18 protein-coding genes are annotated in these 20,024 nt (G+C 71.6%); 7 read left to right on the top strand and 11 right to left on the bottom strand.

Going from position 1 to position 20,024, the window contains the following annotated elements; translation table 11 throughout:
- Nucleotides 1-29: 29 nt before the first annotated feature.
- Together D458_RS32750 and D458_RS0100890 are read right to left on the bottom strand one after the other, a co-directional pair.
- Nucleotides 30-992, bottom strand: coding sequence for an NADP-dependent oxidoreductase (locus D458_RS32750; RefSeq protein ID WP_017584840.1), 963 nt, complete (start codon nt 990-992; stop codon nt 30-32).
- A 17-nt stretch (nt 993-1,009) separates the two neighbouring features.
- Nucleotides 1,010-1,693: a DsbA family oxidoreductase gene (locus D458_RS0100890; RefSeq protein WP_026118870.1), complete on the bottom strand. Its 684-nt coding sequence runs from the start codon at nt 1,691-1,693 to the stop codon at nt 1,010-1,012.
- A gap of 115 nt (nt 1,694-1,808) precedes the next feature.
- On the opposite strand from D458_RS0100890, the gene soxR reads away from it, so the two are divergent.
- Together soxR and D458_RS0100880 are read left to right on the top strand one after the other, a co-directional pair.
- On the top strand, nt 1,809-2,258 hold the full coding sequence (soxR, locus tag D458_RS0100885; protein WP_017584837.1) for a redox-sensitive transcriptional activator SoxR: 450 nt from the start codon (nt 1,809-1,811) through the stop codon (nt 2,256-2,258).
- Between the two features lie 598 nt (nt 2,259-2,856).
- Nucleotides 2,857-3,936 carry an RNA ligase (ATP) gene (locus D458_RS0100880; protein ID WP_017584836.1) on the top strand — a complete coding sequence of 360 codons (1,080 nt, stop codon included), beginning with the start codon at nt 2,857-2,859 and terminating at the stop codon, nt 3,934-3,936.
- Between the two features lie 132 nt (nt 3,937-4,068).
- On the opposite strand, the gene D458_RS0100870 is transcribed toward D458_RS0100880, so the two are convergent.
- The 3 genes from D458_RS0100870 to D458_RS36005 form a co-directional block, all read right to left on the bottom strand.
- A complete protein-coding gene (locus D458_RS0100870) occupies nt 4,069-4,695 on the bottom strand; it encodes a TetR/AcrR family transcriptional regulator (protein WP_017584835.1) in 627 nt (208 codons plus the stop codon).
- A gap of 168 nt (nt 4,696-4,863) precedes the next feature.
- The gene (locus tag D458_RS0100865; protein ID WP_017584834.1) at nt 4,864-6,045 is read right to left on the bottom strand and encodes an anhydro-N-acetylmuramic acid kinase; all 1,182 of its coding nucleotides are present in this window, start codon (nt 6,043-6,045) and stop codon (nt 4,864-4,866) included.
- A 135-nt stretch (nt 6,046-6,180) separates the two neighbouring features.
- Nucleotides 6,181-6,351, bottom strand: coding sequence for a hypothetical protein (locus tag D458_RS36005; protein ID WP_017584833.1), 171 nt, complete (start codon nt 6,349-6,351; stop codon nt 6,181-6,183).
- A 156-nt stretch (nt 6,352-6,507) separates the two neighbouring features.
- On the opposite strand from D458_RS36005, the gene argG reads away from it, so the two are divergent.
- Nucleotides 6,508-7,956 (top strand): argininosuccinate synthase, encoded by a 1,449-nt coding sequence (gene argG, locus D458_RS0100855; RefSeq protein WP_017584832.1) that lies wholly within the window; start codon nt 6,508-6,510, stop codon nt 7,954-7,956.
- Nucleotides 7,957-8,062: 106 nt separating this feature from the next.
- On the opposite strand, the gene D458_RS0100850 is transcribed toward argG, so the two are convergent.
- Nucleotides 8,063-8,821, bottom strand: coding sequence for a class I SAM-dependent methyltransferase (locus D458_RS0100850; RefSeq protein ID WP_239647875.1), 759 nt, complete (start codon nt 8,819-8,821; stop codon nt 8,063-8,065).
- A gap of 184 nt (nt 8,822-9,005) precedes the next feature.
- On the opposite strand from D458_RS0100850, the gene D458_RS0100845 reads away from it, so the two are divergent.
- Nucleotides 9,006-9,512, top strand: coding sequence for an HIT family protein (locus D458_RS0100845; RefSeq protein ID WP_017584830.1), 507 nt, complete (start codon nt 9,006-9,008; stop codon nt 9,510-9,512).
- 15 nt (nt 9,513-9,527) lie between these two features.
- On the opposite strand, the gene D458_RS0100840 is transcribed toward D458_RS0100845, so the two are convergent.
- Nucleotides 9,528-11,210, bottom strand: a complete 1,683-nt coding sequence (locus D458_RS0100840) for a DUF885 domain-containing protein (protein WP_017584829.1) — start codon at nt 11,208-11,210, stop codon at nt 9,528-9,530.
- A 120-nt stretch (nt 11,211-11,330) separates the two neighbouring features.
- Between D458_RS0100840 and D458_RS0100835 the strand changes: the two genes are divergently transcribed.
- Together D458_RS0100835 and katG are read left to right on the top strand one after the other, a co-directional pair.
- Complete coding sequence (locus D458_RS0100835) at nt 11,331-11,762, top strand: Fur family transcriptional regulator (protein ID WP_026118868.1); 432 nt, start codon at nt 11,331-11,333, stop codon at nt 11,760-11,762.
- Nucleotides 11,763-11,796: 34 nt separating this feature from the next.
- The gene (katG, locus tag D458_RS0100830; protein WP_017584827.1) at nt 11,797-14,016 is read left to right on the top strand and encodes a catalase/peroxidase HPI; all 2,220 of its coding nucleotides are present in this window, start codon (nt 11,797-11,799) and stop codon (nt 14,014-14,016) included.
- A gap of 165 nt (nt 14,017-14,181) precedes the next feature.
- Here the strand turns inward: katG and D458_RS0100825 are convergent, their stop codons facing one another.
- From D458_RS0100825 to D458_RS0100810, 4 genes are all read right to left on the bottom strand, one after another.
- Nucleotides 14,182-14,838, bottom strand: a complete 657-nt coding sequence (locus D458_RS0100825; RefSeq protein ID WP_017584826.1) for a response regulator — start codon at nt 14,836-14,838, stop codon at nt 14,182-14,184.
- Nucleotides 14,835-16,190: a sensor histidine kinase gene (locus D458_RS0100820; RefSeq protein WP_017584825.1), complete on the bottom strand. Its 1,356-nt coding sequence runs from the start codon at nt 16,188-16,190 to the stop codon at nt 14,835-14,837. The genes D458_RS0100825 and D458_RS0100820 overlap by 4 nt, the downstream gene beginning before the upstream one ends.
- A gap of 50 nt (nt 16,191-16,240) precedes the next feature.
- Nucleotides 16,241-18,277: a serine hydrolase domain-containing protein gene (locus D458_RS0100815; RefSeq protein ID WP_017584824.1), complete on the bottom strand. Its 2,037-nt coding sequence runs from the start codon at nt 18,275-18,277 to the stop codon at nt 16,241-16,243.
- 186 nt (nt 18,278-18,463) lie between these two features.
- Nucleotides 18,464-19,078 (bottom strand): TetR/AcrR family transcriptional regulator, encoded by a 615-nt coding sequence (locus D458_RS0100810; protein WP_017584823.1) that lies wholly within the window; start codon nt 19,076-19,078, stop codon nt 18,464-18,466.
- 74 nt (nt 19,079-19,152) lie between these two features.
- Here D458_RS0100810 and D458_RS0100805 point away from each other — a divergent pair, with 74 nt between their 5' ends.
- Entirely contained in the window at nt 19,153-19,977 is an 825-nt protein-coding gene (locus tag D458_RS0100805; protein WP_051049561.1) for an SDR family NAD(P)-dependent oxidoreductase, read from the top strand.
- Nucleotides 19,978-20,024 lie beyond the last annotated feature (47 nt).

Genomic DNA, 20,024 nt, shown 5'->3' with positions numbered 1-20,024 from the left:
CGGAGGCTGCGCAGAGCTCACTTCGGCGGTCACGGGGTCCTGCCGCCGGCCGGGGGGACGCCGGTCACCGCGTCGTCGTCCGTGCTGATCACCAGGGCGTTCTTGCCCCGGCCGTGCCCGGTCTCCACGTCCAGGTGTGCCTTGTACGCCTCGTCGAGCGGGTGGGTGGCCCGGATCGTCACGGCGAGCTCACCGCGGTCGCACAGGTCGAGCAGCTCACGGAGCCGGGCCGCGGAACGGTTGCTGTTGATCCACAGGCATCCCAGCTCCCGGGTGAGCCCGATGTCGACGACGGTCCCGATCCGGTTCCGGTCCTCGACCAGCTCCACCGCGGTTCGCAGGTTGCCGTGACCAGCCGTGTCCAGGGCCGCGTCCACGCCCTGGGGAGCCGCGGCGCGGATGCGCCGAAGCTGCCCGGAGCCGTACTCCACCGGCACCGCGCCCAGGGAACGCACGTACTCGTGGTTGACCGGGGCCGTGGTCCCCACGACCCGCACCCCGCGCGCCACCGCCAGCTGTACGGCCATGCTGCCGACCCCGCCCGCGGCTCCGTGCACCAGCAGGGTCTCACCCTCCACCGCACCCAGCCGTTCGAGCGCGGTGTGCGCGGTCTGCCCCGACGCCGACAGCGCGCCCGCGGTCAGCCACGACACCCCCGCGGGCTTGTGGACGACCTGCTCAGCCGGCACGTTCACGTACTCGGCGTAACAGCCGAGCACCCGGTAGCCGGCGACCTCGTCTCCCACCGCGAACCCGACCGCCCCGGGGCCGACCTCGGCGACGATTCCGGCGAACTCGTTGCCGAGGATCTGCGGGAACCCGATGGTGGCACCCGGTGGTGTCCAGCCGGCCCTGATCGCGGCGTCCGTCGGCTGGACCCCGGCGGTGCGGACCCGGACCAGGACCTCACCCGTTCCCGCCGAGGGAAGCGGCAGGTCGCGCACGGTCAGGGCCTCGGCCGGACCGAACGCGTCGATCGCGGCGGCCCGCATCGTTCTCGTGGAGCCGCTCATCGGACCGCCTCCGCACCGTTCAGGAACGCCACCAGTTCGTCCGTGCTCCGGGCGCCTCCCAGGGCCCGGCCCTCGCGCACGAAGGCGGGGATGGAGCTGACACCCTGCTCCACCGCCGCCCGGTGGTCGGCCTCCACCTCGGCGGCGAACCCGCCCGAGTCCAGCAGGGCGTCGACCGCACCCCCGTCGAGTCCGAGCTCCGTGCCGATCCGGCGCAGCGTCCCCGGGTCCTCCAGGTCCTCGCGCTGCTCCAGGTGCGCCGAGAAGAGCCGGTCCCACGCGCGCTCCGGGTCGGTCCCGTGGGTGACCGCGAGCTTGATCAGGCGGTGGGCGGGGTATGGGGAGAGCTGCGCCGTAGGCGACCGTTGAGGGTGGTGGCGGGCGACGGGTGGGCCGATGCTCCGTACCCCGTCCATCTCGATCTCCAGACCGTCCTCGCGGCCCCCCTTCGCCACCCGGTTCCGGACGGCGTCCCACTCGGCCTCACTCATGCCCCACGAGTTCAACGCCGCCCCGCGCACCGTCCGGTCCGGTGCGTCCGGGCCCGCGGGCTCCAACAAGAAACTGCGGCGCACGACGGTGACCTCCCGTCCCAACCGCTCCAGTGCTGCTCCCAGCCGCCGGTGGCCCATCCAGCACCACGGGCACCTGATGTCGGCCCACACGGTGATCGTCGTCATCGAGTTCTCCGAACCCTCGCCTGTCATGTCCGTCGCGTAGAGTCCACTTCATCAAGTGAACTTGATGTCAAGCCGCCTGGTGGGGCCGGTGACGGCCTGGTGAGGAGAGTGCGCGGTGCCGCAGTTGGATCCCGACATCATCTGGCTGAAGCCCGGCCAGATAGCCCAGCGGGCAGGCGTCGCGGTCTCCGCGCTGCACTACTACGAGAGCCTCGGGCTGATCAGGAGCCGGCGCACGGCCGGCAACCGGCGCGAGTACAACCGGGGGACGCTCCGCGTCATCGCGTTCATCCGTACCGCTCAGCGCCTCGGCCTCTCCCTGGACCGGATCAAGGAGGCCCTCGACCAGCTCCCGGACGAGGGGTTGCCGACCAAGCGTGACTGGGCTCGGATCTCACGCCAGTGGCACGACGAGCTGACCGAACGCATCGAGGAACTGACCGCGCTGCGGGACCGGTTCTCCAGCTGCATCGGTTGCGGATGCCTGTCGCTGGTGGCGTGTCCCTACTCCAATCCCGAGGATGTTCTGGGCCGTGGCGGCAGCGGAGCCCAGCGCTTCCCCTGAGCCTCTCCCCTCACCCCCGACCGAAAGACGCACCCCTCGTGCCCGAATTAATCCCTCGTTCTGTGATCAACGTATTTCGTGTCCCGGTCGATCGAGGCGGGCAGCGAAAAGCAGTACCGAAGACAAGGCGGTCGTGGGCCGGGGCGGGCGCTCCTGTGTTCGGGGGCGGCCTGAGAAAGCTGGGCGAGGTCAAGGCATTCGACAGCTGTTCCTGGAAGGGCTTGGGGTGTGATTTCCGTGAGACTTGCGTTGAGGATGCTGAAATTTGCTTCCCTGATTTTTGGGGCGGTGGTTGTCGCCGGGTTTCTGGAATTCGGTCCAGGTATTGGTTCCCTGCTTTTCGGGATTGACGGTACGTGGGGTCGGTTGGTGAGTGGTGTTGTTGGATTTGTGCTTTACGTTTTTCTTTTGGTGGGGTTCATCCATGTGCTGAACAGGCCGTCTTCCCGCTGACCGGGTGGAAGGGGAGCTGGGGACGGGAAGGCCTGGGGGAAAAGGCGTTGTGGCTCGGGGAGGGCCTCGGTCACACTGGCTCGGACACCCCGTCCTTCGGACCGACTACCGTCCGAAGAGGACCCCCACACACACCGGGAGAACCATGTCCACCCTCCGAGTCACCGCTGAGCGGCTCACGATCCTTCCGCACCCCGACGCCGACGCGCTGGAGCTCGCGCAGGTCGGTTTGTTCCGTGCGGTCGTCGCGAAGGGTGCGTACCGGACCGGGGACTGGGCGGTCTACATCCCGGAGAACGCGATCCTCCCCGAGGAGCTCATCGAGGAGATCGGTCTCACCGGCAAGCTCTCCGGTGCGAAGAAGAACCGGGTGAGGCCGATCCGGCTGAGGGGCGAGCTGTCCCAGGGCATCGTCTGCCGACCGGGCCGGCTCAGCGACCGCGATCTCGCGGCCGAGCACGAGGCCGGGACCGACTTCGCGGCGGACCTCGGGGTCACCAAGTGGGTGCCGGAGGTCCCGCTGCACATGAGCGGCGACATGGTGCCCGCCCCCGACCTGGTCAGGTGGATCGAGGTCGAGAACATCAAGCGCTACCCGGACGTGTTCGAGCCCGGGGAGAGGGTCGTGGCCACGGAGAAGATCCACGGCACCGCCTGCCTGTACACCCTGGTCGCCGAGACCGGCGAGGAGTTCGTCTCCTCCAAGGGCCAGGGCGCCAAGGGTCTGGCGCTGGTGCGTTCCGAGCAGAACCTCTACTGGAAGGCCGTCACGGCCCACGGCGTCGCCAAGGCCGCTCGTGCTCTCGCGGAGCGCTTCGGGGCCGACCGCGTAGGCGTGTTCGGTGAGGTGTTCGGAGCCGGGGTGCAGGACCTCAAGTACGGCGAGACCGGCCGCAGCGACCGTCCCGGCTACGCGGTGTTCGACGTCCGGCTGGACATCGCCGGCACCCCCCGCTGGATCGACTCCGCCGACCTGGTGGACGTGCTGGCGGAGGTGGACCTGCCCGCGGTACCCGTGCTCTACGACGGTCCCTACGACGAGGCCGCGCTGTTCGCCGAGGCCGAGGGCAGGGAGACCTGGAGCGGTTCCGCCCTGCACCTGCGGGAGGGCGTCGTCGTCCGCCCCGCCCGGGAGCGCTTCTCGGAGGTCCTGGCCGGGCGCGCGATCGCCAAGTTCGTCTCCGACGCCTACCTCACCCGCAAGGGCGGCACGGAGTTCGAGTGAAAACGGTGAGTGGACACCGCGTGTGAGCGCCGACCGTGGCCGTTCCGCCCCCTCTTCAGCGGGTCGGGGCGGCCACACGCTCCTCGGCGGAGAGGAAGCGGAAGGAGCCGGGGTCGCCGGGCCCGGCGGCGCTCACCCGTCCCCCCGGCGTATCGCGTGGTGGATGAAGTCGAGCAAGGTGTCCAACCGGCTCTCGAGGTCGACGCTCTCGTCCATGGCCCATGCGCTGAGCAGGCCCTCGACACCGTGCAGGATGATCCCGGCGGTGGCGTGCGGATCGAACTCCCGGAACTCCCCGTCCTCCTGCCCGCGCCGGAGCAGCCGCGCGAACTCCTCGACCTCCTCGTTCAGCGCGTCGGCGAAAGGGCTCGAACCGTCGGGGGAGCGGTGGTTCGAAACGATGCCGACCATGGCGAGGAAGCCGGTCCGGTGTGCGCCGTAGTACTCCACCTGGCCGCTGATCCACGCGCTGACCTGACCGGACGCGGTCGTCTCCGCCTCGACCCGGGCGGACATGTACTCCGCGGCCGCCTCGATGAACTGTTCCGCGACCAGGACCATGAGTTCGTCCTTGCCCGAGAAGTGGTAGGAGATCACGCTCTTGCTGATCCCCGCCTGCTCGGCGATCCGGGACAGGGAGGCGTGCGCGTAGCCGGTTCGGGCCACCGTCTCCGCGGCGGCCTCGACGACCTGCCCCCGCCGCGCCTGTTCGATGAACGAGGCCCGCTTCCGTCCGGACGGACCGGTTCCAGTCTGCATATTCTTATTTTAGGCCGGTCGGACTGAAAAAGGTCAAGCCGGACCCGCCGGGAGGCGGAGCCGCGGTCCTCCTCCCGGTCGGCGGGTTCGCGGCGATGACGACGCGCCCATCGGTTCGCCCGGTGTCCTCCGGGGCGAGGGCTGGGGCAGGGAGCGGGGTGGTCGGGGTCAGCCGTCCGAGGCCTCGACGTACAGGCGGCGGGGGGTGGCGGCGGGTTCGGGCATGCGCAGCGGTGCGGTGCCGGGGGTGATGCGCCCGGCGATCGGGGCCCGGAGGGCGCCGGTGCAGTCCGGGACGGATCCGGCCAGCCCGTGCCAGCTGAGGAACCCGATCAGGGCGAACAGGTAGGCCTCCTTGGCGTCGCCGTCCAGGCCGAGCCGGTCGGAGGAGTCCAGCCGCGCGGGGGCGAGCCGGGCGGCCAGCCGCTCCATCAGCACGGGGTTGCGGGTGCCGCCGCCGGAGGCGAGCACGTCCTTCACCCCGAAGGGGCGCAGCGCGTCGGCGACGGTGACGGCGGTGACCTCCACCAGGGTCGCGAGCAGGTCCCCGTCGGAGGGCCTGCCGGCGATCTCGAGGGCCGCGTCGAGGTGGTCGGGGCCGAACAGCTCCAGCCCGGTGGTCTTGGGCGGGGCCAGCCGGTAGTACGGCTCGGCGAGCAGGTGGTCCAGGAGCGCGGGGTCGGGGCGGCCGGTCCGGGCGAGGGCCCCGTCAGCGTCGAAGTCGGCCCGCCCGTCCGTGACCAGGCGCATGGCGGCGTCCACGAGGGCGTTGGCGGGACCGGTGTCGAAGGCCCGGGGCGGTTCCCCCTCGCGGACCACCGTCACGTTGGCGATGCCGCCGAGGTTGAGGGCGGCGGTCGGTTCGGGGCTGCCGGCGAGCAGCAGCAGGTCCAGGGTGCTCGCCAGCGGAGCGCCCTGGCCCCCGGCGGCCACGTCGGCCACCCGCAGGTCCGAGACCACGGGAAGGCCGGTTGCCTCGGCGATCCAGGCGGGCTGGCCGAGTTGGAGGGTGCCGTGGACGGTGTTGCCGTCGGCCCAGTGGAAGAGGGTCTGGCCGTGTGAGGCGACCAGGTCGGCCCGCCCGTCGGCGAACTCCTCGATGCCGCCGGCCACCGCCGCCGCGAACTCCTGGCCGATCCGGGTGTCCAGCCGGCAGACGGTCTCCATGGTGGTGGCGGCCGGCGGGAGGGCGCCGCGGATCTCCTCGTAGAGGGAGTCCGAGTAGGGCGTGGTCCGGAACCCCAACGGGACCAGTCGGACGCGTTCGCCGCCCTCCTCCAGGTCGAGGCGGGCGGCGGCGACGTCGATGCCGTCCGCCGAGGTCCCGGAGGACGCACCGATGACGATCAATGGGGCTCCTACAGCAGAGGTCGGGGCGGGCTGGGTGCCCGTCCGTGGACGATACCCGGCCCGCCCCGGTCAGGCACCCACCGGGCGACGTCGCACCGTGTGCGACGGTCGTGCCGGGACCGGTGCCCTTTCGGCTCAGCGGCGTCGGCGCCCCGTGCGGGTTCCGTAGCCGCCTATGTGCAGGGCGAGGAAGATCAGTCCGGTGAGCATGAGGGTGGTGGTCGTCACGATGCCCTCGATGTTCAGGCCGAGGATCTCGAAGAGGACTGCGATGCCGAACAGCACCGCCGCGATGATCGCGAACACTGTGCCTCCAAGGGGTTTGGGTGGCACTGGGGTTGGGCTTGTGGTGTACCCGTAGAACGCCCGGGTAACCGGTCCGGACCCGCTGCGGGGCAGGGGATCCGGGCGAGGTCACGGCACTGGTTTGCATGTTCATACATTTAGGTGCATACTTTTTGCATGTCCAAGGTGCTCACTTCCCTGCCAGTCGGTGAACGTGTCGGAATCGCCTTCTCCGGAGGCCTCGACACGTCCGTAGCGGTCGCGTGGATGCGCGAGAAGGGCGCTGTGCCCTGCGCCTACACCGCCGACATCGGCCAGTACGACGAACCCGACATCGCCTCGGTGCCGGGCCGTGCCACTGACTACGGCGCGGAGATCGGGCGCCTGGTCGACTGCCGCGAGGCCCTGGTGGAGGAAGGGCTGGCCGCACTCGCCTGCGGGGCCTTCCACATCCGCTCCGGTGGTCGCGTCTACTTCAACACCACCCCGATCGGCCGCGCCGTCACCGGCACGCTGCTGGTCCGGGCCATGCTCGAGGACGGCGTCCAGATCTGGGGCGACGGCTCCACCTACAAGGGCAACGACATCGAGCGGTTCTACCGCTACGGCCTGCTCGCCAACCCCTCCCTGCGCATCTACAAGCCGTGGCTCGACGCCGACTTCGTCACCGAGCTCGGCGGCCGCAAGGAGATGTCCGAGTGGCTGCAGGAGCGGGACCTCCCGTACCGCGACAGCACCGAGAAGGCCTACTCCACCGACGCCAACATCTGGGGCGCCACCCACGAGGCCAAGGCGCTCGAACACCTCGACACCGGCATCGAGATCGTCGACCCGATCATGGGCGTGCGGTTCTGGGACCCCGAGGTCGAGGTCGTCACCGAGGACGTGACGATCGGTTTCGAGAAGGGCCGCCCGGTCACGATCAACGGCAAGAGCTTCGCGAACTCCGTGGAGCTGGTCCTGGAGGCCAACGCCGTCGGCGGCCGCCACGGCATGGGCATGTCCGACCAGATCGAGAACCGGGTCATCGAGGCCAAGAGCCGCGGCATCTACGAGGCCCCCGGCATGGCGCTGCTGTTCGCCGCCTACGAGCGGCTGGTCAACGCCATCCACAACGAGGACACCCTCGCCACCTACCACAACGAGGGTCGCCGCCTCGGCCGCCTCATGTACGAGGGCCGCTGGCTGGAGCCCCAGGCCCTCATGCAGCGCGAGGCGCTCCAGCGCTGGGTGGGCACCGCCGTCACCGGCGAGGTCACCCTGCGCCTGCGGCGCGGCGACGACTACTCGATCATGGACACCACCGGCCCGGCGTTCAGCTACCACCCGGACAAGCTGTCCATGGAGCGCACCGAGGACTCCGCGTTCGGTCCCAGCGACCGGATCGGCCAGCTGACCATGCGCAACCTGGACATCGCCGACTCCCGTGCCAAGCTGGAGGAGTACTCCGCCCTGGGCATGGTCGGCGACAGCTCGCACCCGACCTCGATCGGTGCCGCCCAGGCTGCCTCGACCGGCCTGATCGGCGCGATGCCCGAGGGCGGCGCCGAGACCATCGCCTCCCGCGGCGAGGGCTCCGGCGACGACCTGCTCGACCACGCGGCCATGGAGTCCGGCACCGACTGACCGGTCGGACCGGCGAAAGCCACGTCGGCGCGCGTTCGCCCCGACCGTCCCGTCCGCCCCGCCTGGGACACCCGGGCGGGGCGGACGCGCGTGAGCACCGTCGCGGTCAGGCGGGGGCGGAGGCCCCGACCGCGCCCCAGGACAACTCTTCCAGGTACGGCTGGACCGCATCGGCCTCGGCGAGCAGGGTGTCGGTGGCCACGTCCCCCATCTGCGCGCGCAGCTCCCGCTGGTGCTCGCGGACGGACGCGTAGAGCCGCCCCCATGCCGCGTCCTCGCCGGGGAGTTCGTGACGTGTCCCGGGGACGAGCCCGGCCGCGCGCAGCGGCTCCGTCCAGGCCGATTCCCCGCCCGGCCCCAGCCCCGCGGCCGGCTCGGCCGCTGTGAACAGCAGGCGTCCGCCCGGACGCAGCACCCGCCGCACCTCGGTGAGCGCGGCGTGCGGGTCCGGTGCCAGGGCCAGGGCGTCGACGCTGATCACACTGTCGGCCGAGGCCGTGTCGAGCCCGGTGGCGTCGAAGGTCCCCGTGCGGAACCGGACCCGGGCCGAAGGCAGCCAGGCGTGCGCGCGCTCGCGGGCGATCCCCACCGCCGCAGCGGACCAGTCCACTCCCACCAGCCGTGTCCCGGTCGCCCGCGCCAGCCACAGGCCCGGCCCGCCCAGGCCGCAGCCCAGGTCGACGAGTGCGGACCCGGGTGCGGGGCGCAGGGACGCGACCATGAGTCCGAGCAGGCGCCACGGGCAGCCGCTGGAGGGCGCCACCTCGGCGGGGTACTGCTCGCCCCAGGCGTTCGCCCACAGCTCCCCGAGCAGCAGGCTGCGGTGCTGGGCCCGGAACTGGGCGTCGAAGGCCTCCGGGGTCATGCTCTCCACGCGGTTCCTCCTCAGTGGTGTCGAGGCGCGGACCGCCGAGTCTGGCACCTGCGCGGGCCCCGGGACCAGCGACCTTGGTAGGGGGTGCCCCCTACTCGTTACCCTGTTCCCGCCCCGGCCCTGTGCTTCCCCCGGCCCTGGGCCTGCCCCGACCCCCGACGACAGGAGCGCCCGCATGGAGCGGCGGCCCATGGACATCGAGGCCTACACCGAGCGGACCCGCAACGGCCCCTGTTTCATCTGCGCCCTCCTGGCCGGTGAGCCGGGGTTCGAGCACGAGGTGGTGTTCGAGGACGAGAACCACATCGCCTTCTTCGACCGTTACCCCACGCTCCCCGGGCGCACCCTGGTGGCGCCCAAGCCCCACCTGGAGCACGTCGTCCGGGACCTCGACGAGGCCGCCTATCTCCGAACCATGCTGGTGGTCCGGGAGGTGGCGCTCGCCGTCGAGGAGGTCTTCGAGACCGAGCGCACCTACCTGCTCTCCCTCGGCAGCCGACAGGGCAACTCCCATCTGCACTGGCACATCGCCGCCCTGCCGCCCGGCGTCCCCTACGGGGAGCAGCAGTTCCACGCACTGATGACGGAGAACGGAGTCCTGGACACCGACCCGGCCGAGGCCACCGCCCAGGCCGCCCGGGTCCGCCGGGCCCTCCTGGACCGGGGGCGTATCACGGCCTGACACGGCGGGGGAGGGTCAACGCCCGCCGCCCGTCTGCCGTTCGGTCCAGGCGCGGACCACGTCGTCGAGCACGCCCATGGGCACCGGGCCGTGGCCCAGCACGGTGTCGTGGAAGGCCCTGACGTCGAACCGCCCGCCCAGCGCGGACTCCGCCGAGGTCCGGATGCGCTGGATCTCCATCCGGCCGACCATGTAGGCCAGAGCCCGGCCGGGGGAGGCGAGGAACCCGTCGACCTCGGCCGTGATCTCCAGCGGGTTGGTGGCGGTTCGGGCGGTCATGAAGTCCACCGCCCGCTGCCGGCTCCACCCCCTGGCGTGCAGTCCGGTGTCGGCGACCAGGCGGCAGGCGCGCAGCGAGTCCTCGCTGAGCATGCCCAGTCGGGCGACGTCGTCGCCGTACAGGCCCATCTCGTCGGCCAGCCGCTCCGCGTACAGCCCCCAGCCCTCGTCGAACACCGTGACCGAGGCGAGGCGGCGCAGCAGCGGCAGCCCGGTCAGTTCCTGGGCGGTGGTCAGCTGGAGGTGGTGGCCCGGGACGGCCTCGTGGAAGGCGATCGCCTCCGCGCTGTGCCGGTCCCGCCGGTCCGCGCCGTGGGTGTTGACGAAGTAGGTGCCCGGCCGGCTGCCGTCCAGGGCCGGTGCCATGTAGTGGGCGACCGGGGCGCTGGGAGCCTCGGCCGCGGGGGTCGGACGGACCGTGCAGCGCTGGGACGGCAGTCGGCCGAACCAGTGCGGCGCCGCCCGCTCGGCGCGCTCGACGGTGGCGCGGGTGGCCGCGAGGAGTTCGTCGGCGTCGCGCCAGCGCATCGCCGGGTCGGTGCGCAGCCGGTCGCGGACCCGCGCCGGATCACCGGTGCCGAACACCCGGCGGCCGACGCGCGCGTACTCCTCGTCGATCCGCTCCAGGAGGTCGAGTCCGGTCCGGTGCAGTTCGTCGGGCGTGCGCGCCGTGGTGGTGTGGGTCCGGACCAGACGGGAGTAGTCGTCCTCGCCGCCGGGCAGCCGGCACAGTCCGGCGCGGTCGTCGGGGCGGCCGTGCGGTGCGAGTTCGGCGAGGGTGTCGCGGTAGCGGGCCAGGGCCGGGCGGACGACCCCGGCCAGGAGCCGGTCCCGCTCGGCACGGAAGGCCGCTGCGTCGAACTCCGGCTCCGGACCGGGGCCGGGGCCGCGCAGGGGGTCCTCCTCGGGGGAGGCCAGGCGCCGGGTGAGGTGTTCGGCGGCGGCCTCTGCCAGTCGGCGCACGGGCGGCCGGCCGGCGGCGGCCCCGGCGCGGTGCCGCTCGGCGAGGGTGTCGAACAGGGCGGGCAGGCCGGCCAGGCGGGCCAGGTAGCCGTCGGCGTGGGCGGGTTCGGTGACGCCGAGCACGGCCAGGTTCGACAGGGTGCCGACGGCGGGCGTGAGGAAGGACCCGGAGACGTGGTGTTCGACCCCGCGGGTCCCGATCCGGGTCAGCTCGGCCTCCGCCTGGTGCAGGACCACCGCCCGGGTGACGCGGTCGCCCTCGTCCAGGGAGCCCGGGTCGACCGCCTCGGCCTTCGCGGCCAGGTCCGCGAACCGGCGGCCCTGCGCGGCCTCGCCGGCCTCGGAGTGGTCGGGCAGCCGGTCCTCGCGGTCGCGCACGCCCAGCAGTGAGGCCTTGACGGGATGGGCGTCGAACACGGCGTCCATGAGTTCGTCGGCGATTCGGCTGATGGTCATCCGCGTCTCCTCCGGGCGTCCGGTTCTCCGCGGGAGGCTATCCGGAGACCCTTGCTCAGGGCTATACCAGATCAACTCCATCATTTGACTAATTCCAGAAAAGGCGGCAGACTCCTGGGTATGCCAACCTCTTCGGATTTCGAGCAAATGCTGCGCGAGTCCGCTCTGAGGGTGACGAGCCCTCGGTTAGCTGTGCTCTCCGCCGTGCACGAGAACCCCCACGCGGACACGGAGTCGATCATCGACGTCGTGCGCGGGGAACTCGGCGCGGTGTCCGCCCAGGCCGTCTACGACGTGCTCAAGGCACTGACCGGTGCCGGCCTGGTGAGGCGTATCCAGCCGCAGGGCTCCGTGGCCCGCTACGAAACGCGGGTGGGAGACAACCACCACCACGTCGTATGCAGGTCGTGCGGTGCCATAGCGGACGTCGACTGCGCCGTTGGCCACGCACCGTGCCTGACCGCGTCCGCTGACCACGGCTTCTCGATCGACGAGGCCGAGGTCGTCTACTGGGGCCGGTGCGCTGAGTGCCACAGCGCGCAGAGCTCCTGAACCAGTAAGTTCAACTCTTCCCGTAAGGAAGTCGATGTCTGAGAACAACGAGGTCGTTGCCCCCACCCCGCAGGAGACCGGTGGCTGCCCGGTCGCGCACGGCCAGACCGTGCACCCCACCCAGGGCGACGGCAACCGCGGCTGGTGGCCCAACCAGCTCAACCTGAAGATCCTCGCCAAGAACACCCCCGTGTCCAACCCGCTCGGTGAGGGCTTCGACTACGCGAAGGCCTTCGAGGCGCTCGACCTGGACGCCGTGAAGGCCGACATCGCCGCGCTCCTGACGGACTCCCAGGACTGGTGGCCCGCCGACTTCGGCCACTACGGCCCGCTCATGATCCGCATGGCGTGGCACAGCGCCGGCACCTACCGCTCGCACGACGGCCGCGGCGGCGGCAGCGCCGGCCAGCAGCGCTTCGCCCCCCTGAACAGCTGGCCCGACAACGGCAACCTGGACAAGGCCCGCCGTCTGCTGTGGCCCGTGAAGAAGAAGTACGGCCAGAACATCTCCTGGGCCGACCTCTTCATCCTCACCGGCAACGTCGCCCTCGAGTCGATGGGCTTCGAGACCTTCGGCTTCGGCGGTGGCCGCGAGGACGTGTGGGAGCCGGAGGCCGACGTCTACTGGGGCCCCGAGACCACCTGGCTCGACGACCAGCGCTACACCGGGGACCGTGACCTCGAGAAGCCCCTGGCCGCTGTCCAGATGGGCCTCATCTACGTCAACCCGGAGGGCCCCAACGGCAACCCGGACCCGATGGCCGCCGCCCGCGACATCCGCGAGACCTTCGGCCGCATGGGCATGAACGACGAGGAGACCGTCGCCCTCATCGCCGGCGGCCACACCTTCGGCAAGACCCACGGTGCCGCCCCCGACAGCAACGTCGAGGCCGAGCCCGAGCGCGCCGGCCTGGAGATGCAGGGCCTGGGCTGGAAGAACAACCACGGTACCGGCAAGGCCGGCGACACCATCACCTCGGGCCTCGAGGTCACCTGGACCACCACCCCCGCGCAGTGGAGCGAGGGCTTCTTCAGGAACCTCTTCGAGTTCGAGTACGAGCTCACCAAGAGCCCGGCCGGCGCGAACCAGTGGGTCGCCAAGGACGCCGAGGAGATCATCCCCGACGCCCACGTCCCCGGTAAGAAGCACAAGCCGACCATGCTCACCACCGACCTGTCGCTGCGTGTCGACCCGGTCTACGAGCAGATCTCGCGCCGCTTCTACGAGGACCACCAGGCCTTCAAGGACGCCTTCGCCCGCGCCTGGTTCAAGCTGACCCACCGCGACATGGGCCCGAAGGCCCGCTACCTCGGCCCCGAGGTCCCCTCCGAGGACCTCATCTGGCAGGACCCGCTGCCCGCTCAGGAGGGTGAGGTCATCGGGGACGCGGAGATCGCCGCCCTCAAGGCGAAGATCGCCGAGTCCGGCCTGTCCGTCGCCCAGCTGGTGTCCACCGCGTGGGCCTCGGCCTCGACCTACCGCGACAGCGACAAGCGCGGCGGCGCCAACGGTGCCCGCATCCGTCTCGAGCCGCAGATCGACTGGGAGGTCAACAACCCGGCCGAGCTGCGCGGTGTCCTGGCCAAGCTCGAGGCCGTCGTCGAGGAGTTCAACGCCTCCTCGGCCAAGAAGGTCTCCCTCGCCGACCTGATCGTCCTCGCGGGCGGCGTCGGTGTCGAGCAGGCCGCCAAGGCCGCCGGCCAGGAGGTCACCGTCCCGTTCACCCCGGGCCGCGTGGACGCCACCGAGGAGCACACCGACGTCGAGCAGTTCGCCTTCCTCGAGCCGACCGCCGACGGTTTCCGCAACTACTACGGCAAGGACAACCGCCTCCCCGCCGAGTACCTGCTGCTGGACCGCGCGAACCTGATCGGCCTCAGCGCCCCGGAGACCACCGTCCTGGTGGGCGGCCTGCGTGTGCTGGGCGCCAACTTCGACGGCTCCGACCTGGGTGTCTTCACCGACAAGCCGGGCGCGCTGACGAACGACTTCTTCGTCAACCTGCTCGACCTGGGTACCAAGTGGTACGCGACCGGTGAGACCTCCGAGACGTCGGAGACCTTCGTCGCCAAGGACGACTCCGGCGCGGTCAAGTGGACCGGCAGCCGCGTCGACCTGGTGTTCGGCTCCAACTCCGAGCTGCGCGCCGTGGCCGAGGTGTACGCCTCCGACGACGCGAAGGAGAAGTTCGTCCAGGACTTCGTCGCCGCGTGGAACAAGGTCATGAACGCCGACCGGTTCGACCTGGTCTAGTTCCGACGGGGTTTCTGTCCCGGGCTCCCGGAGCCCCCGGGCGATGACCCCCGGGTTCACAGAACCCGGACCGGCCCGACCTGCACAGGTCGGGCCGGTCCTCTGTGTTCGGGGCCGCGAGGACCCGGGGCAGGACGGCTCAGGAGCGGGGCTCCGGGTGAGGTGTCAGGGCCTGGCCACACCGGTGCGGTAGGCCCAGACGACGGTCTGGAGGCGGTCGCGGGCCCCGATCTTGGCCATGGCCCGGCCCAGGTGCGACTTCACCGTGCTGGTCTCGATGAACAGCGCCCCGGCGATCTCCGCGTTCGACATCCCCTTCGCGAGCATCCGCACGATGTCGGCCTCGCGTGCGGTGAGCAGGGCCAGGGCGTCGGAGTCGTCGGTGCTCGGCGGGCGGCGCCGGGCGAACTCCCGCATCACACGGCGGGTCACCGACCGGTCCACCAGGCCCTGGCCCCGGGCGAGCCCGCGGACCGCGTCCACGAGGTCGTCGGGGTCGGTGTCCTTGAGCACGAACCCGGCCGCGCCCGCCTCCAGCGCGCCGAACACGTACTCGTCCAGGTCGAACGTGGTGACGACGAGGACCTCGGGCCGCCTCCCCGCGGTCCTGTCGAGGATCTCCCGGGTCGCGGAGAGCCCGTCGCCCCCGGGCATGCGCACGTCCATGCAGATGACGTCGGGCTGGAGCCGGGCGGCGAGCTCCACCGCGGTGGGCCCGTCCCCGGCCTCGCCGACCACCTCGATGTCCTCGGCGAGGTTCAGGATCACCCGGAACCCCGCCCGGACGATGGCCTGGTCGTCCACCAGCAGAACCCTGATCACCGTTGGCTCCTCCGCTCGTCCCGCTCCACCGGTACCTCCCACCGCACCCGCCAGCCTCCGGCTCCGGTCGGCCCGGTCTCCAGCGCCGCGCCGACCACCTGTGCGCGTTCACGCATGCCCAGAACCCCGAGGCCGCGGTGCTCCCGGCCGGTGTCCCGGGTACCGCCCGGACCGTTCTCCACCTCCAGGGCCACCCGTGAGGGCTCGTAGCGCAGCGCCATCCGGACGGGCGCCCCGCGGGCGTGGTCGCGCGCGTTGGACAACGACTCCTGCACGACCCGGTAGGCGGTGACGTCGGCGATCGGGGGCAGCGGGTACGGTTCGCCCTCCCGCGTGACCTCGAGGGCCGTGCCCAGCTCCCGCTCGGCGGCGACGAGCCGGTCGAGTGCGGCCAGTCCCGGCACGGGCGCTCCCCGGGCGCCGGGCTCGCCCCGGTGCCGCAGCCCTTCGGTCTCCTCACCCGGGTCGCGCAGCGCCCCCACGACCAGGCGCAGGCTGTCGAGGGTCTCCCTGCCCTGGGTCCGGACCCAGTTCATCGCCTCGCGGGCCGCCTGGTCGTCGCGGCCCACCAGCCGCTCGGCCGCCCCCGCCTGCACGACCATGCCGGACAGGTGGTGGGCGGCGATGTCGTGGAGTTCGCGGGCCATCCGGGTGCGCTCGGCGCGGACGACGTTCTCCAGCCGCTCGTGCTGTGCCCGGGCCTCCTCGGCCGCGCGCGTCCTCAGCAGTTCGACATAGCGGCGCCGTGTTCCCACGTAGGCGCCGAACAGCGCCGGAACCACGAACGACGCGATGCCCGAAACCACGAAACCCACCCCCAGGGCCAGGTCGCTCTCCCCCGGGACCAAAGGGGAGACCGAGGGCGCCAGCCGCCCCATGGCCAGGCCCCCGGCCACAGCGTGCACCAGCACGCAGGACAGGAGGACCGCCGCGAGCCGGAACGGGGCCAGCCGGGTGCCGCAGGTGTAGACGGCGACGAACAGGGCGAGTCCCTGGAACCCGATTCCGGCGGGCAGGAGCGCCACGATCAGTACCTGGAGCGAGGTGACCCCCAGCACGCACAGGAGCGGACGCGAGCGGCGCAGGCACAGCAGAAGGGACTGCGCGGTCAACACGACGGTGAGGACGAGCGCCGACTCCCTGGGGACCAGAACCCCCTCCAGAACCGCCAGCGGTGTCAGTGACGCCCACAGCAGCCCGACGGAAAGCGCCGCCACCAGCACACCCAGGGCGCAGTCGCGGAGAGTCTCCCCGCGCAGCCCGCAGCGGTACAACAGTTCGTCGATCCGGTTCGCCGCACCGGCGAACGGGGGATCCGACACCGTCACCGCCGCGTGATCACGGTCGCTCATCGTCGGGTCTCCCGTTCGTTCGGTCACGGCCACTGCCGCGGTCTCGGAGCTCAGTACGACACGCTCGGGGACAGCAGCCCGAAGGTGATCGCGAACCACTGCACGCCCAACAGGGCGGCCAGGACGAGCGCGCTCCCCACCCAGCGCTTCCAACCCTCACGGTGGCGGACGTCGTGGAACACCGTCCAAGCCGCCGGGAGGATCGCCAGGAGGCCCAGCACCTGCAGCCCCTGCACCGATCGCACCGCTATGGCGGGCACCTCTTGGAAACCCAGGACGAGAACGATGACCACTGCCCAGGAGATTAGCGCCGTCAGGGCGCAACCCGCGCCGACCCGGGCCAGCACGCGGGCCAGGCGTCCGTCCCGGCCCCGCGCGGGCAGGGAGAGGACACGGCGCCGTACGGCCCTGATCGGCCATGACAGCACCGCCACCAGGAGCACGGCCACGGAGGCGAGGATGATCGGCACGGCCAGTGCCGCCTGGCGTTCGGGGTCGGCGCGCAGCAGGGTGAACGCCGACGCGTAACCGATCGCCTCCACGCTCTCGCCGTCCTCGGCGGGCCGCATCGAGAGCACGCTCTGGCCCCCGACCTCACGCCACACCCACGGTTCGATCTCCTCGTAGACCGTCGGCACGAACGTCTCCGGGCCGGGGGAGACCAGGATCCTCCCGTCGGCGAGCGCACGCACCCGCGTCTCGCCCAGGACGTCGATGGCGGACAGGAACGTGCTGTGCATCGCCCGGGAGCTCACATAGGTGCCCTGGGCCAGGGCGGCGTGCTCGGCGGCGGTCTCCTCCACCGGCCCGCCTCCGCCACCCGCTTCCTCGGCGGGGAAGTAGCGGTCGAAGAAGCCGTCCACGACGTCCAGGCGCAGGAGGTGGCTGGCCATGGCGGTGTTGCCGCTTCCGTTGAGGGTCACGAAGACCCCGGTGCCCTCCTCCGGGAGGATCTGCATCTCACTGTGGAAGTAGTTCGTGTCACCGCCGTGCCCGATGATGCGGTGGCCGTTGCGGTCCTCCTCGAAGAACCCCAGGGTCATCCGGGAGCCCTGGGCCAGGGTTCCCAGGGAGTCGGCGTCGAGAGCGGGGGAGTGCATCTGCTCCAGGGTCCCGGGCTCCAGCAGCTCCTCCTCGCGGTCCGCCTGTTCCATGTGCGCGAGCATGAACCGTGCCATGTCAGTGGCCGAGGAGGTCAGCGCGCCCGCGGGGGCCTCCGTCACGGTCTCGAACGGAGCGGCCGGGGTCCCGGTGGCCTCGTAGCCGCCGGCCATGCGGTCGCGGAGCGGCTCCGGGAGCGGCTGGACGAAGGTGGAGGAGGTCATACCCGCCGGCTCCAGCACGTGCTCGCCCACGTACTCCTCGAAGGGCGTTCCGCTGACCCGTTCGACGATGTAGCCGACCAGGGCGTTGCCGTAGTTGGAGTAGGCCGGGACGGTGCCGGGCGGGTAGACCTGTTCGGGCGGGTCGGTGCGAAGGCGTTCTCCCAGGTCGGCCTCGGAACCGTCGAAGAGGATCAGCCCCGCGACGCGTTCCTCGAAGCCGGGCGTGTGGGTCAGCAGGTGGCGCACGGTGACGGGTTCGTCGAACTCGGTGGGGACGGTGAAATCGAGGTACTCGTGGATGTCGGTGTCGAGGTCGACCCTGCCCTCCTCCACCAGTTGCATCATCGCCGTGGCGGTGAACAGCTTGGAGACGGAGCCGACCCGGAAGAGGGTGTCCTCCGGGTCGACGGGCACCGGCTCACCCCCGTCGGTCCCCGTGTCGGCGTGCCCGTAGCCGCGGGCGGTGAGAAGTTCGCCGTCGTGGACGACGGAGACCGCTGCCCCGGGGATGTCCGTGCGTTCCAGCGCGGCGGGTACCAGCCCGTCGAGCCAGGCGTTGACGTCCTGCTCGGTGAGGTCGGCGGCGGGTACCGGGGTGCCGGGGGAGGGAACGCCGTCGGCCGCCGGGGCTGCGCAGCCGGAGGCGAGCACAGCGAGGGCGCCCAGTGCCGCGGCCCATGAGGCAGCTCTCGACACGGCCCTCGGGGCGGCACCTGAGGCGGCCCTCGGAACGGCGCGCGGGGTGGTCTTCGCGGGGATCACGGTTCTTCCTTCCGGTGGTGTGATCCCAGCTTCGCGAAACGCACCCGCCCGGCACATCGGCCGCAGATCGGTGATCCGCCTACGACCTTTGGGGGAGACGGGCTCCTCACGAGGGGGCAACCGCTCCGCTCGGCGTAGGAACGTCCCCTTCCGGACAGGGCGCGGGAGGTGGGGCGGGACGGGGCCTCAGGAGCGGACCGCGGCTACGGCCTCGTCCCACAGGTCCTCCAGCGGAACGGTGCCGTCCAGCCGGAGCCAGGTTTCGCCGGCCACGTCGAGGCAGGCCAGGGCCGTGGCGACGAGGGCGGCGGCGCGGTGTTCGGCCGAGGCCGGGTCCAGGCCGTCCGCGGCGCGCAGGCGCCGGGCGAGTTCGGGCACGAGCAGTTCCTGCCAGGCGAGGTGCTTCTCCAGGCTGCGGGCGCGCAACGAGGGGGAGCGGTACAGCATGCGGCCGATCCGGAGCTCGGTCTCGGGCCGGGTGTCGATCGCCGTGTCCTCGCGCAGCGCCATCAGCGCGGCTCGCAGGGCCTCCCAGGGGCCCTCCTCGGCCGGCCGTTCCAGCAACGCCGCGTGGACGTTCCGGCCCCGGTCGATCAGGTCGCCGAGGACCACGTCCTCCTTCGACGCGAAGTAGCGGAAGAAGGAGCGGCGGGAGATCCCGGCGGCCTCCGCGATCTGGTCGATGGTCGTCTCCTCGAAGCCGTGCTCGAGGAAGAGGGCCATGCCGGTCTCGGCGATCTCGCGGTGGACCGCCCGTCGCGTGCGTTCCCGCAGGCCGGGGCGGGGCTCTTCGTTGGACACGCCTCGACTGTACGCAGGTGGGCACTTCGCGGCAAAGCTGGCACTTGGTGTCAAGTTTGGCGTACAGTGTCATCATGACGATCGACCATGCCGCTCAGACCACGCTCATCACCGGAGCCAGCTCGGGAATTGGGGCCGCCGTGGCCCGCGAACTCGCCGCGCGGGGATCGGACCTCGTGCTCGTCGCCCGCCGCACCGAACGGCTGGAGGCGCTCTCGGCGGAGCTGCGCGCCGCCCACGGGGTCGGGGCCGAGACCGTCCCCGCCGACCTCACACGGCCGGGCGCGGGCAGGGAACTGGCCGCGGAGGTCGACCGCCGCGGCATCCGCGTCACCGGCCTCGTCAACAACGCCGGGATCGGCGCGGACGGAGCCTTCCGGGACCAGGACCCCGCCGAGCTCGAGAGGATGCTCGCGCTGAACGTGTCCGCGGTCGTGGACGTCAGCCGCGCGTTCGTGGGCCGCCTGACCGAGGCGAGGGGCGGCTACCTGGTCAACATCGCCAGCATGGCCGCCTACCAGCCGATCCCGGGGATGGCCGTCTACGCGGCGAGCAAGGCGTTCGTGCTCAGCTTCACCGAGGCGCTGTGGTGGGAGACCCGGGGCAGCGGGCTGCGCACCATGGCGTTCTCCCCGGGCCTGACCCGGACGGAGTTCTTCGACGGCATCGGTGACGAGGGGTACCCGAACAGCGGTTTCCAGACCCCGGAGCAGGTCGCCGCGGCCCTGGTGCGGGCACTCGGCCGCCGCAGGTCCACTCCGAGCACCGTGTCGCGCCCGGGCAACGTGTTCGCCACGTCCGTGGCGCGGTTCCTCAGCCGCCGGGCCGCCGTGTCGGCCACGGCGACCGCCGCCCGCTCCGCGGAGCTGATGGGGAAGAGGGGGTCGGTCAAGCCCTAGCCGGTGCCACCCGCCGCTGCCACCGGGCACTGCCACCCGCCACGGCC

It is taken from the genome of Nocardiopsis ganjiahuensis DSM 45031, assembly GCF_000341085.1.
GTDB lineage: Bacteria > Actinomycetota > Actinomycetes > Streptosporangiales > Streptosporangiaceae > Nocardiopsis > Nocardiopsis ganjiahuensis.
Note: the sequence above shows the minus strand (reverse complement) of the source record. Positions and strands in the feature narration are given on the sequence as shown.